Source organism: Leptolyngbya sp. 7M, from assembly GCF_018128485.1.
In genome coordinates this window covers 129,354-146,292 of the sequence record NZ_CP070897.1, presented here as the reverse complement: position 1 = coordinate 146,292, position 16,939 = coordinate 129,354, and the positions used below count along the sequence as shown (strand labels likewise).

Annotated in this window: 8 protein-coding genes and 1 riboswitch; of the genes, 2 read left to right on the top strand and 6 right to left on the bottom strand. The window is 50.8% G+C overall.

What is annotated here, in order from left to right; genetic code table 11:
- Positions 1 to 30: 30 nt before the first annotated feature.
- Together JVX88_RS00590 and JVX88_RS00585 are read right to left on the bottom strand one after the other, a co-directional pair.
- A complete protein-coding gene (locus tag JVX88_RS00590) occupies positions 31 to 1,407 on the bottom strand; it encodes an NAD(P)-dependent oxidoreductase (protein ID WP_211624769.1) in 1,377 nt (458 codons plus the stop codon).
- A 78-nt stretch (positions 1,408 to 1,485) separates the two neighbouring features.
- Positions 1,486 to 2,049: a hypothetical protein gene (locus JVX88_RS00585; RefSeq protein ID WP_211624767.1), complete on the bottom strand. Its 564-nt coding sequence runs from the start codon at positions 2,047 to 2,049 to the stop codon at positions 1,486 to 1,488.
- Positions 2,041 to 2,149, bottom strand: a riboswitch (TPP riboswitch). (Overlaps the previous gene by 9 nt.)
- Positions 2,150 to 2,436: 287 nt before the next feature.
- On the opposite strand from JVX88_RS00585, the gene JVX88_RS40355 reads away from it, so the two are divergent.
- Positions 2,437 to 2,760, top strand: coding sequence for a dihydrofolate reductase family protein (locus tag JVX88_RS40355; RefSeq protein ID WP_211624765.1), 324 nt, complete (start codon positions 2,437 to 2,439; stop codon positions 2,758 to 2,760).
- A gap of 15 nt (positions 2,761 to 2,775) precedes the next feature.
- On the opposite strand, the gene JVX88_RS00575 is transcribed toward JVX88_RS40355, so the two are convergent.
- From JVX88_RS00575 to JVX88_RS00560, 4 genes are read right to left on the bottom strand one after another with little or no spacing between them, the layout of a single operon-like run.
- Positions 2,776 to 3,381, bottom strand: coding sequence for a zinc ribbon domain-containing protein (locus JVX88_RS00575; protein ID WP_211624763.1), 606 nt, complete (start codon positions 3,379 to 3,381; stop codon positions 2,776 to 2,778).
- Positions 3,382 to 3,419: 38 nt separating this feature from the next.
- On the bottom strand, positions 3,420 to 4,304 hold the full coding sequence (locus JVX88_RS00570; RefSeq protein ID WP_211624761.1) for a polyphosphate kinase 2 family protein: 885 nt from the start codon (positions 4,302 to 4,304) through the stop codon (positions 3,420 to 3,422).
- An 18-nt stretch (positions 4,305 to 4,322) separates the two neighbouring features.
- Positions 4,323 to 6,968, bottom strand: a complete 2,646-nt coding sequence (locus JVX88_RS00565) for a serine/threonine-protein kinase (RefSeq protein WP_211624759.1) — start codon at positions 6,966 to 6,968, stop codon at positions 4,323 to 4,325.
- Positions 6,938 to 7,576: a sigma-70 family RNA polymerase sigma factor gene (locus tag JVX88_RS00560; protein WP_211624757.1), complete on the bottom strand. Its 639-nt coding sequence runs from the start codon at positions 7,574 to 7,576 to the stop codon at positions 6,938 to 6,940. Before JVX88_RS00560 ends, JVX88_RS00565 begins: the two co-directional genes overlap by 31 nt.
- 49 nt (positions 7,577 to 7,625) lie before the next feature.
- Here JVX88_RS00560 and JVX88_RS00555 point away from each other — a divergent pair, with 49 nt between their 5' ends.
- Positions 7,626 to 16,826, top strand: coding sequence for a CARDB domain-containing protein (locus JVX88_RS00555; RefSeq protein ID WP_211624755.1), 9,201 nt, complete (start codon positions 7,626 to 7,628; stop codon positions 16,824 to 16,826).
- Positions 16,827 to 16,939: the final 113 nt, after the last annotated feature.

The window sequence follows — 16,939 nt, the reverse complement described above, 5'->3', positions numbered from 1 at the left end:
GTTGGTTTTGAGAAAAGCTTTTCGAAGAGTTTACTTTGGAAATGCCGAGCCCGCAAACTCAATTCGCTCACCTGATAGGTGTTGATGGATGCCTATTGCAGCTAGCTTGCCCATCTGTGCGGCATCAACTGCTTCGGCCCCACCATTGACGCAGTCGCCGCCAGCGAAGATATTTGGCTTTGATGTCTGCATATTCTCACTCACGACGGCCCGGCCTTGATCATCGGTTGCGATCCCTGCAACATCGGTCAGAAACGATTTTTGTCTATCCTGGCCTATAGCTATGATGATCATTTCACAATCGATGATCTTCTCGCCCTCCGGTGAGGTACATCGAATCGCCTGGACGCGTCCTTCGCCAATTATCTCGACCGGCGTTGTCTGCCAATGAAACTCAATGCCGTCGGCCTTTGCAAGTTCGATCTCGTAATCATATGCTGACGCATCTTTTTCGGTTCGGCGGTACATCAAAATAGACCGTGCGGCTCCAAGGCGTTTTGCCTGCGTCACCGCATCTATCGCAGTATTTCCAGCGCCGACGACTACCGTCCGTTTACCAACTGGAATCAGGTCCCAGTTTCGCGTCTTCACCCGTTCGATAAATGAAAGAGCGTCGAACACGCCGTCGAGATCCTCGCCGGGGATACTGAGTTTCCTTGTTCTGCCGAGACCAATGGCGAGGAAGATCGCATCGTGAGCTTTTTGCAGCTGTGCAAATCGTTTTGTAGAAAGGCCGTTAGCGCCCTGCTCTGAGGAATTAGTTTGATGCTCATCACCGATGATCGAGACGCCAAGCTTTAGATCGATCCCGAGAGATGTGATGTATCGTACCTCGGCAAGTGAATCAGCCTGTGTCATCTTGTATTCGGCCATGCCGTATGTATCGAGGCCACCGGCTTTTTCGCGGCGCTCGTAAACGGTCACTTCATAGCCGAGCCGTGCAAGGTATGCGGCGCACGAGAGCCCCGCCGGGCCGGAACCAATAATGCCGACGGACTTGCCGGTTGGCTCGGCCCTTTCAAATATATGTTTGCCGTTGTCAATAGCATGCTGTGTCGCATACCGCTGCAAACGGCCTATCTCAATTGGCTTCTGAACAAGTGTCTTCTCAACGCAGGAGCCTTCGCACAAAACTTCTACGGGACAAACGCGCGCACAGGTTGAGCCTATCGGGTTTGCATCAAATATCACGCGCGCCGAACCCGTCAGATTTCCGCTCGCGATCTTCTTTATGAACGAAGGCACGTCGATATGTGTCGGACACGCCCGCGTGCAAGGCGCATCGTAGCAATAAAGACATCGATTTGCCTCGGCCAGAGCTTCCGCTGGCGTCATCAGCGGCTCTATCTCGGCAAAGTTGCGCTCGATCTGTGTGACGTCTAAAGGTGTGCAAAATTCTTTCGTCATACACGAGTGAAACCGCAGGTAAAGCGGAAAAAGCTGACCCCAAGAGGCTACTTAATTTCTTATCTGCCTCATTTGCGGCTAAGTAACGTCAATCAGCGACGATCGCTCCATAAGCATCCCGGCTTGTCGGCCAAGATTCTCGCGGATCGCGACGAACTCCATCTCGGGCGTGATGATGCCTTTACGGGCGTAGTGCATCTGCGTAACGCAATGGCCGGGTTTGGCGCGAAGCGGTTTGCGTTTCAAGCCCGGAAACTCTTCTAAAGCACCGTTGTCTTTTACGCGGGCAAGTTCCTCGGCGCCTTTCGTCAGATAGCCGTTGTCCTGGGGTAGAACCTCGCGGCCTTCATATTCCTCAACGTCGCCGCGAGCGAGTATCCAATCGCGGCGATGCGCGGGCAAACCTTCGGTGACGCTGCCCTTGAACTGCGGATCGGTCCACGGGCCGCTGGTATCATAAACGCGAACGGGCGCGTTCTCGACGAGCGTGCCGTCCATCTCGCGCGACGGTGACAGCGATATCTCGCGAAACGGTATGCTTAGACCATTATTCTCTACGTAGATCTTTTTCGAAGCCGGTAAATGCGAATGTCCATTACCTGTTTCTGCGATCTGACTTCTGGCTTCTGTGTTTTCTTTCATTGTTTTTCTCCCTTCGTCGGCATTATCCGCATCAGGTTTTTAGGGTAATATGAAGATCGATTCATAACTCTCAGCCGCAATGGCTCCCCTGAAAACTTTTGCTTGTGCATATATTCTAACGTTCTGCTTGCTAGATGACCACACAGAAAAATGTAATGCTAAGAGGACAGTCTGAGGAGAAATAAAAATGCCAAGATGCTCGGTTTTTTGCGGGGTTAGTTTGGATGGGTACATAGCCAGACCAAATGGCGACCTGGATTGGTTGATGGATGGGGGACCACCTGAGGACCATGGATACAACGATTTTGTTGCTTCGGTGGATTGTTTAGTCATTGGCCGAAAAACATACGCAACGGTACTAGGATTCGGAGGTTGGTTCTATGTGAAATGCCGGTGATAGTTCTAAGTTCACACGAGCTTGAGAAAGTACCTAAAGGAGCGAATGTTGAACGAATGTCGGGGGATCCAGCTGAGATCATGGCCGAACTCGGAACCCGTGACCGGCGTCACATCTATGTGGACGGCGGCCTAACGGTACAGGGTTTTCTGAGGGCGGGTTTGATCGATCGAATGATCATTTCACGACTGCCGATCCTGATCGGTGAGGGAATTCCGCTTTTCGGGCCGACGGAAAAGGATATTCGCTGGAAACTCGGACGGGTAAAAGAATTTCCGAGCGGAATGGTCCAATGCGAATACACCAAGATATAGAGTGAAGGTAAACGCTCACGACTCGCGATCCAGGCTACGGGTCGTGTTCTCGGTAACCGAAGGAAACAGGCTTTTGTCATCAGCGAGACCGATCTCCGCAGGAGAAATATATCCGGAATCAAGTTCGCGTTGACGATCTGCCTCTTTGGTCTCATCGGAGATGTCTAATTTAGGAACGGTTAAAAATTGACCGTTAAGGAACAACCCGATCCCAATGAACATCGTAATGATTCCGCCAATACCAAGAAGATAGACGATATCTTCATCCCACAACCTTGCAATAACGCTGACGAAAAGCATCGCCAAAAAAGCGCCAGATCCGGCGGCAGTAACGATCATACCCACGCGCATTCTGCGTAAGCGCTTTTCTTCCGGCGATTCAAGGAATTTTTCGATCTCAGGAACGACATCTTCGGCAACGACCGCCAATTCGGCAGGTGAACGAGCCTCGCGGATCTTATCAGCGATCGCCCGGCTTATCTCATGGCGGGCAAGAGCTCCCGCTTCTGTCAACGTGTCCGGCCGCGAAAGCACGGTCCTGACCGGCCGCATATCCGTTCCGCACGAACGGCAAAACTGATTCGCCTGTGTGTCTTCGATACCACAACTGGGACAATACATCAGATGGTTCCTCTCAAGATAACTTACACATACGTGATCTACTGTGCAGAAGTTCGATCCTCGTTTTCCAGTGCAATTCTCGCTTCAGCCAATTGAGTCCGCTGCTCATCGCTAATGGACGGATAGTGAAGGCCCATCGATCCAAGCTTATTTACAATTACCTCAGAGATCGCAAGCCGCGTAAACCATTTTTTGTCCGCTGGGATTATATACCACGGAGCGTGATCGGTAGAGGTTGCGGAGATAGCTTCTTCATAGGCTTTCATATACTCATCCCAATGCTCGCGTTCCTTTACGTCGGCCATTGAGAATTTCCAATTCTTTTCTGGCTCATCTATCCGCGACAGAAATCGCTTCTTCTGTTCCTCCTTTGATACGTTTAAGAAGAACTTAAGTATATGAGTGCCATTTTCGGCAAGGTGGGTTTCCCAATCGCGGATGTGTTTGAAGCGCTTTGCCCAGATCTGCGGATCATTCTTGACCGAGGAAGGTAATTGTGAGCTTTTCAGGATCTCCGGATGAACGCGAACAACAAGCACTTCTTCATAATGTGAGCGGTTGAAAATACCGATCTTGCCGCGTTCCGGCAGCGCTTTCTGATGCCTCCAGAGATAATCATGATCACGCTCTTCCGACGAAGGCTGTTTGAATGAAGTAACGTGGCAACCCTGAGGATTTATCCCGCTCATTACATGCTCTATCGCTCCATCCTTCCCGGCCGCATCCATCGCCTGAAAAATTATCAGCAGCGAATAAACATCCTGCGCATAAAGCATATCCTGCAGTTCCGTCATCCGCTCGATGTTCTTCGCAAGGTCATCTTTGGCCTGATCTTTGTCGGTGTAGCCATCGGTGAAATTCGCAGAGTACTTTGAGAGGTCAACCTTTTTGCCGAAATCTATTCTGAATTGATCTGTGTTCATCTGAATCGTTATCTGCAATTAAAGTTTTGCCATTACGGTCTCAAGTTCGGCGATCAGCTTTAGATCAACCTCCGGCAGCGAATTCTCGTTTTTTAGCCTGTTCAGCATATCAACAGCCAGCCGATAATGCTCGCGGGCCTGAACTTTTTCACCGAGCTTTATTAGGTTTTCGGCAAGATAACGATGCGACAAGGCAATGTCACGGCGAGCATTCTTGTTTCCTGGGTCGGCTTCGGCCACCTGCCGCCAAATTTCGATGGACCGAAAAAGATCGGCATTCGAACCTGCCAAGTCGTTAGTTAAGCGTCGTGCAAGTCCGGCACGAGTGTAAATGCGGCCGAGATCCGTTCGATAAAACCTATTTCGCGGCTCGCGCTGGATCAGAGCAAGGAACTGCGTCTCGGCGACCTTGAGCGTGTTCAATGCTTCGTCGCTTCGCTTGAGGTTTGCGGCAGCGACCGCGACCCGATAATTAGTCCGGGCCAGGTTATACCGAAATTGAATGTCAGCCGGGTCGATCTCAACGCCTTTTTGAGCAGTCCCCCGCGCCTTTTCTGCAAACTCGAGCGAACGTTCGTTAGATATCTCCTCAAAAATCCCGCTGGCAAGCATATATACCCGCCACATCAAATGCCGCGTTCGGGCATCATTCGGCTTCTCTGAAAGAAGCTTTTCCATTCCGCCAACCGCGACGGCCATCATCGCTTCGGCCCGCTCCTGCTCGCCATTCCATGAAAGAGAGTTTCCAAGGTCGGCATGCGTAACAAAAAACACCTCGCGGGTTTCGCGTGCGTCGGCATAAAGATCCGCGGTCCCAGCGATCGCTTTCTCGGCATATAAGATCGCCTCAGGATACTGATTGTTTGCTTGATGATATTGCGAAAGCTCGGTCAGGATCCGAAGATAAGCCAGCCGAAACGAAACTTCGCCGGGCTGGGAATTCAGGAGCTCTTCATATATCTGCTTCGATCGCTCAAGCGCGGCAAGTGTCCCTTGAGTGTCACCCTGCCAATAACGGGCATCAGACAGGTGCCGGAAGTTCTCAGCAAGCAACTTAAGATTTTCTGGTGTTTCAGGTTGTGCAAGCCTGATGGCATTTGCCTTTTCATAGCTAGAAAGGGATCCTGCAAGATCGCCGAGATTCGGCTTGCTTGGATGGCCTTGAAGCTCACCGATCTTCTCATAAGCAGCCGCAAGCTCTTTTTGAAGCTCATTATCGCCAGCGGCTTCTGCGGCGAGGCTATCCAGATATTCTAGAGCACGTTTTACCAAGATCTCTCGGGCTTCGGTGGAACCTTCAAGGGTCTCTATTTTCGGCGTAATCTCGAAAAGAAGTGAATTTGAGAGCTTTCTTACGTCCTGAAATCGCTGCTCGGCCCGGTCGCGTTCGGCCCGCGCGACCTCCGCCTGCCAGATAGACACCCCAAGGCCCGTAATCAAGCTGACGGCCGCAAGCGTTCCAGCCGCGACAGACTTCCAGTTGCGACGCACGAACTTCGACGCTCGATATGAGAAAGTGCTCGGTCGGGCGAGGATCGGCATGCCGTCAAGAAAACGCTGAATATCAGCCGCGAGATCTGCCGCGGTCGCATATCGCCGCTCGGGCTCCTTCTCAAGGCATTTCATTGCGATAGTATCAAGATCGGAAGCAACTGACGGCCGCAAGACAGCGGACGAACTTCCCTTTTGGCCGACGGAACTTGGACGCACGGGATCGGAAGCGGTGATCGTGCGAACTATCTCCTCAAGGCTCATCCCGTCAAATACGAATGGCTTCGAATCGGTCAAGAGTTCGTACAGTATCACTCCAAGGCTATAAATGTCAGATGCGATCGTGACCCGCTTGCCAAGGATCTGCTCCGGCGAAGCATAGGCCGGTGTAAACGCTCGGAACATTGTCTCAGTCTGATCCTTCTCGCCGCCCTGCTCATCAAGAAGTTTCGCCAAGCCAAAGTCCAGCAGTTTTGGCTCGCCATCGGGTGTTATCAGGATGTTGCTAGGTTTTAGGTCACGGTGAACAGTGAGGTTCCGGTGGGCGTAATCTACAGCGGAACATATTTTGAGGAAAAGACCAAGCCTCTCATTCAACGGGCTGTTCGCGGTGCGGACATACTCGCTTAAAGTAAGGCCTTCGACGTGCTCCATCACAAAGAATGGCTCTCCATTATCAGAAAGACCTCCGTCATAAAGTTGGGCAATATTAGGGTGATGAAGTGTTGCGAGGATCTCCCGTTCCATGCGAAATCGGCGTTCGGTTTCAGCATCGGCAACGGTGTTTCGTATCACCTTAAGGGCTGCATTTTGCTTGAACTCGCCGTCGATCCGTTCTACTAAAAAAACTGAACCCATTCCACCTCTGCCTAGTTCGCTAACGATGCGGTAGTTTCCGAACGTGCGTCCGGCCTTCGGCGACGTTTCTTCGAACAGCTTTCTTGTCAGGTCAAAGGCATTTGCTTCAAGAATATTTCCCGTCACGTCTCGAGAGCCAAGGAGCGACATTATCTCCGCTTCAAGCTCAGCATCACCACCGGCAGCCTTCCGGACGAAGTCTTCGCGTTCCACGGGTTCAAGGTCCTCAGCGTCAGCAAAGATCGCCTTGATCTGTGACCATTTTTCCCAATTCATATCGCCCTCTAGTTGCTGGTCAATTCTCTCTGTAGCCATGCTTTGGCAAAGCTCCACTCACGCTTGACCGTTGTTGACGATACGCCTAGAAGATACGCTGTTTCTTCAATAGATAACCCGCCGAAGAAACGAAGTTCGACGATCTTTGCCTGTCGCGGATCGAGTCTCTCAAGTGAAGAAAGAGCATCCTCAAGATTCAACAGGTCGATCGGCTTTTCAGCAGCGATACTAACTGTCTCCTCAAGGAAAATGCGTTCGCCGCCCTCGCGTTTTTCAGCCTTTCGAGCACGTGCGTGGTCGATCAACACCTTCCTCATCACTTCGGCAGCGACCGCAAAGAAATGTGCACGATTCTGCCAACTAACTTGTTCCCAATTGACCAATCGGATATACGCCTCGTGTACCAGAGCGGTCGCTTGAAGAGTATGCTCCGGTCTTTCCCTCGTGAAATAGGCACGTGCAAGCCTCCTGAGATCGTCATAAACGACCGGCAATAGTTCATCTGGGGCATATTCGTCCCCACTCCGTATCCGGTTCAAGAGTTCGGTAACGTCCTTTGTCTCAGGCATAGGTGGAGGATTCCCAAGATTATACAGCCAATCTCCGCGGAATCGAAAATATTTTGCCTTCTTGGTCCAAATCTGCATTCAATTTCGCCTTATTGGCCAGAGATCGAATTACTCAGGAGAAAACCAAATGATGTCCCTCAGGAATCGTCGGTATCGTGCCATATTACGCTATGCTGCACTTTCAATATTCGCAGCTGCTTCGCTTACGCTTGTCGTTTCGGGAGTTGTCCGATCCAGTATCAGTGCAGGTGTTGCCTTCGTTGTAGGAAAAAGCAGTGTTGCGGCAGCAGAACTCTCGCCATCCGGAGGAGAGAAGAATGCAGGTGAGGAATACAAACTACAGGACGTTTCCGGCCTGTTTCTTTTCGAGTTGGATAATACTCTCCAGAAACTCGAGAACATCGGCACATCTAACAATGTTTCGAACTTCACGTATCTCGCCGATTCTGAACCCGTATTTTCTCCTGATGGTTCAAAGATCCTATTCCGGACGCAGCGTGCAGCAGACTTTCCTCCGGGCAATCCGGGTGAGCTTTGGATAATGGACCCGACGGGGTTCAACCAACGCCGCTTAACCTTTAATTCATCGACGGAAGGAAATTTCTCGATCTCTCGCAACGGTCAGAAGATCACGTTTCAGCATATGTTTGAAGATCGCATCTGGGTTATTAACTCCGACGGAACCGGTCTGACTGAGATCCCGAATCCATCAGAGGATCTGACCTCACGACCGGCGCTCTCGCCTGATGGATCGAAGGTCATGTTCGAACGCAACTATACCATTTGGATCGCCAATACAGACGGAACAAACATTCAAGAACTAACACAAGGCGGGGGCGAATATCCGTTCTTTTCACACGACGGTCAAAAGGTCTATTGGATCAATGGAGCCGCAATCTATCGTGCTGATCCTGACGGTTCAAACGAAGAAACGTTGGTTGATGGCAGCAATGGCTCCTACGACAACTTCAGAGGAGCGACCCTGTCGCCTGACGGACAGAAACTGCTCTTTGAGTGTGAACGCTTTTCCACGTCTGGCATTTGCGTTGCACCGACTGACGGGTCGAACATGCTGGACCTGATCGAGGAGCCAGGGGAAACGCTTAAGAAACCCGTGTGGTCTCCGAACGGTTCGCAGATCGCTTATATTCGCACCGGCCAAGATGGGCGCCAACGGATCGCCATTGCGAGTTCGAACGGAACCACTCGCTTCGAGGTGTTTAACACCGAAAGCCCATCGCAGTTCATCGGACGACTCGCTTGGCAGCCCGAGTGTAACGAGACCGGAGGACCGAGCGAGCCACCTATCATTACGGATGGGCTCGTTTCTTGGTGGCGGGGTGAGTTCAACCCTCTGGATTCGGCCGGTGATAACGACGGAGGTTTTGCCGAGCCTGCCTATGTTACAGAAGGGCGAGTTGGGAATGCCTTTTACTTTAATGGGAATGGCGAGGACAATTTTGTTGAGGTTCCCGACAACAGCTCCCTGGATATTCAAAACAGCAATTACACATTGGCCGGCTGGGTGAACATTCAAGCGGATCAACGAGAGCATTATTTCTTCGGAAAAGGGGCCTGCTGCACCGGATCGAATTTTTACGTCGGCGTTGACGAAAACGATCGACCATTCATTGATATCAGCCACGAATCCGGCGGCTCCCGCATTACGGCCTTTGGCCACGAACTGGATCTTTACACCTGGACGCATCTTGCGCTCAGGAGAGAGGGCAACGAGTTCAGGCTCTACAAGAACGGCCAACACGTCGTAACCCATACCGAAAACCAACCCATCGGAACGAACGACGCACCTTTCACCATCGGAAAAGGCGATGGTGTTACCGCGCCGGAGCTGACGGCATTTGGGATGGCCGACGAGATCGTGCTTTACAACCGAGCGCTTTCGCAATCTGAAATACAGGCACTCGTCAATATGTCCGCTGCGATGCTTGGTTCGTCGAACTGCCCAACTGTTGAGAAATCGCGGATATCCATCGGCGGCCCGTTCCTTTGGCCGGTCGCGCAGGGACGCTCAGTTCAGGTAGAGATCCGCTTGTCCGATCCGGCACCCGTCGGGGGCACCACGATCTCGCTTAGCTCCACAGATCCGGGAGAGATGACCGTTCCGGCAAGCGTCATTATCCCAGAAGGAGAAATGAACACATTTTTTGATGCGACGACGATGCTCTCGGTTCCGCCATCCACAGCCTATTCCAGTGCTGATATCATCGCCACAGAGGGGTCGCATACGGCCAGAACCACAGTCGTTATAGCTCCGGCATCAGCAGACCTCGCCGCATCGGATCTGATCGCTCCAGCAACCGTTAACATACGTCAAAACTTCAGTGCGGACATCACGGTTACAAATAACGGCCAGGTCGCGACCGGCAGTTACCGCGAAGATGAGATATGGATCTCGCAAGACCCGATCCTATTCAATGATCCCGGCGATTCCTTCATTGGATTGAAGTTCGACAATTCTGGCATTCTCGCTCCGGGCCAATCAAAAGTATTTGCGGCAACGAATATCAACATCCCATCCTCCGCGATCCCAACTGATGGCACCTACTACCTTTTTTATCGTGTCGGGCGAAATATTCCCGAGCGTAACGGCAATTTTCAGGATAATTACGCGTTCGTTCCAATTCAGGTAAGCCGAAACCTGCCTGACCTGATCGCCGAAAATGTCCAGATCCCGACTGAGATCGAACCAGGTGTTCAATTCACAATTAACTGGGACGTAAGGAACGCAGGAAATGCGGCGACACTGTCTGGCTTTAGTCACATCGTTTATATTTCTTTCGATCAAACGATCGGAAACGCAGACGACATTGCGATAACACAGAGAAATACAGCCGCAATGGCAGCGGGCCAAACCCAGTCCTTTTCTCAGCAATACACCGTTCCTACGCTCCCGGTTCGTGCTTCGAGCGATGCGTTGATCTATGTCGTTGTCGATACCGCCGGACAAGTGTTCGAGGATGATCCAGGTGGGCCGGCCGAAACCAACAATACCACAAGCATCCAAACACGATTTGAGTATCGCGTCCCCGACCTTCAGGTCCAAAGCGTGACGCCACCTGCCGAGGTTGATTCTGACACCTCGTTCCCAATTGAATGGACCACTACCAATGCGGGACTGCGCGCGTCAGGCCCTATGTGGGAACGCGTCTTCTTCTCGACCGATGCTCAGGTTGGTAATGATGTGCAGTTAGGCGAATTCATTTACAACAGCCCAATACAGCCGGGAGCCAGTATTACCAGGATACAAAATGTAACCATCCCGACCAATTCGATCCCTGCGACAGGTAACTACTTCATATACGTTCAGACAGACGCATTCAATCAGATCAACGAGGGTGAGAATGAAAATAACAATATAACTTTCGCCCCCGTACAGGTTCGCCGACTGCTCAGACCCGATCTTCAAGTAACTAACACCACCGCTCCGGCTTCAGCTTTTTTCGATCAAGAGATCCAAGTTCAGTGGACAGTAACGAATTATGGGACCGGTCCGACAAATTCCCCCAATTGGACAGATGACGTTTGGCTAAACGCAAACCAGACCATAGCCGGAGGTGTGAGGCTGGCCAGCGGTTCGAATGTTAGTTTTCTGAATGCCGGTGAGAGCTATATTGCCTCAGCAACCGTGAAGATCCCTAGGGGGTTCACAGGCTCTTACTTCTTGATCATACGCACGGATACCGGCAATACCGTAAACGAAGAAAATGAATCAAATAATTTCGCAACGCGACCAATAATGCTAAACGTTCCTCTCCTTCCCGATCTTAGGGTCTCAAACGTACAGGCACCAGACGAAGGTTTTGCCGGAGCGCCGATCCAAGTCTCGTGGACTGTTACGAATCACGGTGATGGTGCTGTGCCTCCGGGAGAATCAGTTTGGAACGACCGCATCTTTATATCACGTGATGCTGTATTTGATGGCTCTGATCGGGCTATCGGCATTCGCCAGCGAACCGGCACCTTAGCCCCAGGCTCATCTTATACCGTCTCCAACTATTCAATTGAACTACCGCATGACTCTTTCGGAGAATACTATGTTTTCGTTGTTACTGATGCACTAGATCAGGTTTATGAATTCACTAACGAGAACAATAACAGTGATCACGACCGGGTCGAACCTGGCTCGCCAATGAATGTCTTAGGAACCCCACCCGATCTAACCATACCTTTTCCTATATCAGCCCCTTCAACAATCAACGCGGGACAGCCACTGACCGCAAATTTCACGGTACGAAACCAAGGTGCTTTTGACGCTGTGGGCACGTGGCGTGATGCCCTTTATCTTTCGACGGATCAAAACCTTGATCCGTTGAACGATCTGTTCCTAGGTTCGGCGGCCAGAACAAATCTAGGCGCAGGGCAAAGCTATGCAGCCTCGATGAACGTCACGGTCCCAAATTGTTTAGATGGAAATTTCTTTCTCATCGCTGCTACTGACGCCTTCAACAATATCTTTGAATTCGATCCGAAAGGCGACGGCGAAGCCAATAACCTAGGCCAGCCGAAAGCCATTGCGATCAGCACTTTTGCTCCTGATCTGCGTGTAACGAACATTGTCGTTCCGCCAGTTGTGATAAACGGCGCAATGCCGATCTCGTGGACGGTCAGGAATTTCGGCACGACAGCGACGATACAGACCTCATGGACCGATCGAATCTATCTGATAAACAACAACCAGATTATTACCCTCGGTAATTTCCAAAGGCAGGGAAGCCTATCTATTGACGGTGAATACACACAGAATCAGGTAGTCAATGTGCCACTTTTTCTGCAAGGAGATGTGACGATCTATGTTCAAACCGATGCTACAAACGTAGTGCCCGAATGCAGTTTTGAAGAAAACAATCAAAACAATGCGATCACGCAACTGCAAAGCGATCTCCCAGATCTGAGGATAAACTCCATCTCAGCTCCGTCAACCGCTGTCCTTGGAGCGAGAATAAATATCGGTTGGACCGGACAGAATTTCGGGTCAGCGATGCCGCAAACCAGTTGGATCGACCGCGCTTATCTTTCTACGAACTCGACTTTCGAACCCCACGATACTCCTCTCGGCAGCGTGATACTAAATCAGTCCCTTTCAACCAACGGAACTTATTCGACTCAGATCGAAGCTGTGGTCCCTAGTGTTCCGATCGGGAATTATTTTCTTATCGTGCTTGCAGACGCTAATGGGCACGTCAGTGAAGGACTGAACGAAAACAACAATGCAGCCTCTATTCCGATCTTGCTCTCAACGCCACCGGTCGATCTGCAAGTAACCAGCCTTACTGCAGACCAAATACTCTTCTCCGGCCAGTTTGCGAATATCTCCTGGACCGTCACTAATCTCGGCTCACAGGCCACTGCGTCCGCCGCCTGGACAGATTGGCTTGTGCTTTCGCGAGATGGGGTGTTTGATCCGACTGACGTAGTACTCGCATTTCAAAGACGCAACGGGGCTCTAGGTCCCGGTGAGAGCTATTCCGACAACCGGATCGTACCATTGCCTTCCGGACTGACGGGCGACTATCGAATACTCCTGATAACGGATCGGCATAATGAAGTTTTCGAAAATAATGAGACAAATAATATCTCCTCTGCGCATTTCAACCTCCAGTTGCCACCGCCAGCTGAGCTGAACATTACAAACATATCACCGCCATCAACGATATCGCTTGGCGAACCCACCACTTTTGAATGGACCGTACAAAATGCAAGCCCAAATAGCGCATCAGGCATATGGCAGGATTCGATCTATCTTTCAACGGATCAGGTCTGGGACAGCGGGGACATTTTTGTTGCCTCAAAGCAGCGAAGCGGCACCCTAGCGGCCTTTGCAACATACACTGAACACATTACAACCGTGATACCTCCTGTAGATCCGGGCAACTATTACATCATCATCAGAACGGATTCACGTAACACGGTTCGGGAGTCGGATGAAACTAACAATGTGGCTTCATCAGCAGGTATTTCGACCGTAACCGTTCAGGAACTTACACTAGGTGTGCCCATCGATACTACCTTGGTCACAGGGCAAGAACGCTTCTATAGAATTTCAGATGTAAGCGGCGACGAAACGATGCTAGTGTCGCTATTTGGCCAGATCGGTAACAGCAACGAGCTGTTCACCCGGTTCGGTTCGATGGTTTCGAGAGCGAACTTTGAATTTCAGGGAGATCGCCCAGGGGAAGCAAACCAGCGAAGCATCATAAGGGAAACATCCGAAGGCGATTATTTCACAATGATTCGCGGCGACCTTGTCCCTGGATCATTTGCCGAGGATCTACGCAAAAACGATGTTGCGGCGAAAAGCACCAGTGACTCATCAGTAGTTGAAACAGTTACTATTCGTGCCGATATACTGCCGTTCTCAATACAGAGCGTTTCACCCGAAACTGCTGGAAATCGGGGGGTTGCCGGGATCCAAATAGATGGGGCAAAGTTCGCACCAGGTGCATCCGTAAAACTTGTCGGGGGAGGCGGGGTTGAGATCGTTCCGGCGGGTTCATCAGTCAGCAGTTCCAGAATAGCGGCGATCTTTGATCTTACTGATAAGCCGGTCGGTCGCTATAACGTTGTCGTAACGAATCCCGACCAGCAATCAGCGATTCTTGACGACGGTTTTGAGATAGTCGCGGGCGGAGGTCATGACCTGCGGGTCTCCATTGTTCCGCCGACAGCAACCCGCGGTGGTGTAAAAAAACGAGTGGTTTTTTCGGTGGCAAATGATGGATTGAACGACGCACTCAATGTTCCGATCTTTATTCAGATGCCGATCTATGGCTATCAGCTGGATCGTTCCAATTATCTTGATCTGCCTCAGGAACAGCTTCCGCCGGATATCACGCCATCACAAGTGCCGCTGCACATTGATATTGACGGCGTCCGGACGATAATGCTATATGCGCCTATAATACGAAGCCGCTCGACAACAAACATACAGCTGGACATTGATATCCCATTCAACTTTGGTGCATTTCCGCTTTCGGTCCAGATACTTCGGCCGATGAGCGAGTTTGCGAACGGGCTCGATCCCAGACCTGGTGAGGTACCTGAAGGATTGATAGCGGCAAGTGCTTTTCTCAACCCGCCAACCCCTGTAGATCCGTCATGCTATGTAGAGCTTTTCAGGCAAGTATTCTTCGCTGTATTGAGCGAAGTGCTTGGCCGTGATTGCCTCAAGGCCGGATGGCTTGCCGTTACCGGATTAGCAGATGCTGCGTCTGGACTGTTTCTGGGCGCCGCAACCGGCAGTCTTAACACATGGGGGATCATATCGGCATTTGCCCAAAAGTTTTCGAGTGCTGCGATCAGCTCTGTGGAGTGCGCCGGCAAATCCATCCCATGGATCAAGGCGTTTTCACTTGCAGTAACATTAGTTCAGATCCTTTCCCAGCTAGATGACTGTTTAACTAACGGAAACTTCAAGACCACAGTACTTTTCCGCCAACCAACATCGTTTGATCCTAATGAGAAACTTGGACCTGATGGATTTGGGCCAGAAAAATTTGTGGGTATTCAACAGCCTATCGAATACAGAATAAACTTTGAGAATCTCGCATCGGCTGAGGCTCCGGCACAAGTGATCAGGATCGTAGATCAATTGCCGCCTACGCTTGATCCGCGCACATTAAGGCTTCGTGAGATCGGCTTTAAACAATACCGAATTGTCGTTCCGGAAAACCGAGCATTTTATCAAACCCGTTTGCAGCTCGGTGAGGACCTGGGAAATCTCCAGGCCGAGATCTCAGCCGGTTTGAACATTACGGATGGAACAGTAACGTGGAACCTTACAGCCATCGATCCGCAAACGAATGAGCGTCCGTTAGATCCGCTAGTTGGTTTGCTTCCGCCAAACAATGAGCAAGGAGACGGCGAAGGATATGTTACGTTTACCATCAAGCCACGAGCCACGCAGCCAACCGGAACTGACCTTGCTAATTTCGCAACCATCTTCTTTGATGAGAATGAACCGATCGTTACAAACACGACAACAAATCTTCTTGATGCAGATATTCCTGAGAGTAGTGTCTTGGCATTGCCTCTTACATCGAATGAACCGACGATCAACTTGAGTTGGACTGGTTCTGACGCCGCCGGTGGTGCTGGCCTGGAACGCATTGATATTTATTATTCTGAAGATGGCGGGACATTCAGGACTCTAACGAGCAGCACCGGACCGGGTTCGATCCAGTTTACCGGAAATTGGGGGCGAAGTTATCGATTCTATTCAATTGCGGCTGATAACGCAGGAAATATCGAGCCTGCACCTGAAACATGGGATGCCGAAACCATTGTTCTTGGCGGGGCCTTTGAGGGCGATGTCGCACCACGGCCAAATGGCGACAATGATGGAGCGATTTCGGTTGCTGATCTGACACAGATCCGCCGTTTTGTAGCTGAACTCGATACGAATTTTGAATACAACGAATTTCAGCGTGCCGATACCGCTCCCGCCATCACCGGCGGCGATGGTTCTCTCTCGATAGCAGACATTATTCAGACACGTCGTTATGCAGCCGGGCTCGATGAGGTCGCTTTCGCATCCGGACCCAATGAAGCGTCGGCACCTTTGAATATTAAGACGATCTATGGAGAAATGCATACGAATGGCAGCCGAGATATCCGCCCTGTCCGTGTTGTGCGGACTGGAAGCAGGATAACGGTCGGGATCGATCTTGAGGCGCAAGGTGACGAGGTTGCGGTTGGATTCACGCTTGGTTTCGATCCGAATGTGATATCGAACCCCAGCAATGTAACTCTTGGTACGGGAGCCTCGGGTTCCGCGCTGACCATTAATGCAAATCAAAGTAATAGCGGCAGGTTAGGGATCGTGATCGACCGAGACCCGACACAGCCATTTCCGGCCGGAACGGTTAGGCTCCTCACGATAGATTTCGATGTATCACCTTCAATGCCTTCGACCGCTCTTATTTCATTCGGCAACGCTCCCGTACGTCGTGAGATAGTGAATGGGCTCGCACAGGCTCTGACGACAAATTTTGTTGACACCACAATACCGCTGGTGGGGCCGACTGCGGCAACTGTAACTATCTCAGGACGCGTATTGCAGGGTGAAAATACAGGCGTAGGCAGAGTTAGGATACAGCTGCAGAGCTTTGACGGCACAACTATACATTCTTTTACCAATTCCCTGGGAAACTATAGTTTCAGTGGCGTTCCTGCTGGAGGTACATATATTTTATCTGCATCTCATCCAAAATACTCGATCCCACAATCGACTAGGGTAATTACCGCCGTCGATAATGTTTTCGATGAAAACTTTTGGATTGAAGAATGTGCGGATAATTTGTGTCGGTGAACTCGCCTGAGCCGCTCAGATCTTTTGAGCGGCTTTAATTTTACCTTATTTGTAACTGAACTAATTGCAAATATCGCCTTTACTATTTAACAGCCAAAAACTACCATTTATTT

Bases quoted from the DNA above. Each gene is read 5' to 3' on its own strand.
- JVX88_RS00560 (WP_211624757.1), bottom strand. From the start codon at position 7,576: ATGCAGATTTGGACCAAGAAGGCAAAATATTTTCGATTCCGCGGAGAT.
- JVX88_RS40355 (WP_211624765.1), top strand. From the start codon at position 2,437: ATGCCGGTGATAGTTCTAAGTTCACACGAGCTTGAGAAAGTACCTAAA.
- JVX88_RS00555 (WP_211624755.1), top strand. From the start codon at position 7,626: ATGATGTCCCTCAGGAATCGTCGGTATCGTGCCATATTACGCTATGCT.
- JVX88_RS00585 (WP_211624767.1), bottom strand. From the start codon at position 2,049: ATGAAAGAAAACACAGAAGCCAGAAGTCAGATCGCAGAAACAGGTAAT.
- JVX88_RS00590 (WP_211624769.1), bottom strand. From the start codon at position 1,407: ATGACGAAAGAATTTTGCACACCTTTAGACGTCACACAGATCGAGCGC.
- JVX88_RS00565 (WP_211624759.1), bottom strand. From the start codon at position 6,968: ATGGCTACAGAGAGAATTGACCAGCAACTAGAGGGCGATATGAATTGG.
- JVX88_RS00575 (WP_211624763.1), bottom strand. From the start codon at position 3,381: ATGTATTGTCCCAGTTGTGGTATCGAAGACACACAGGCGAATCAGTTT.
- JVX88_RS00570 (WP_211624761.1), bottom strand. From the start codon at position 4,304: ATGAACACAGATCAATTCAGAATAGATTTCGGCAAAAAGGTTGACCTC.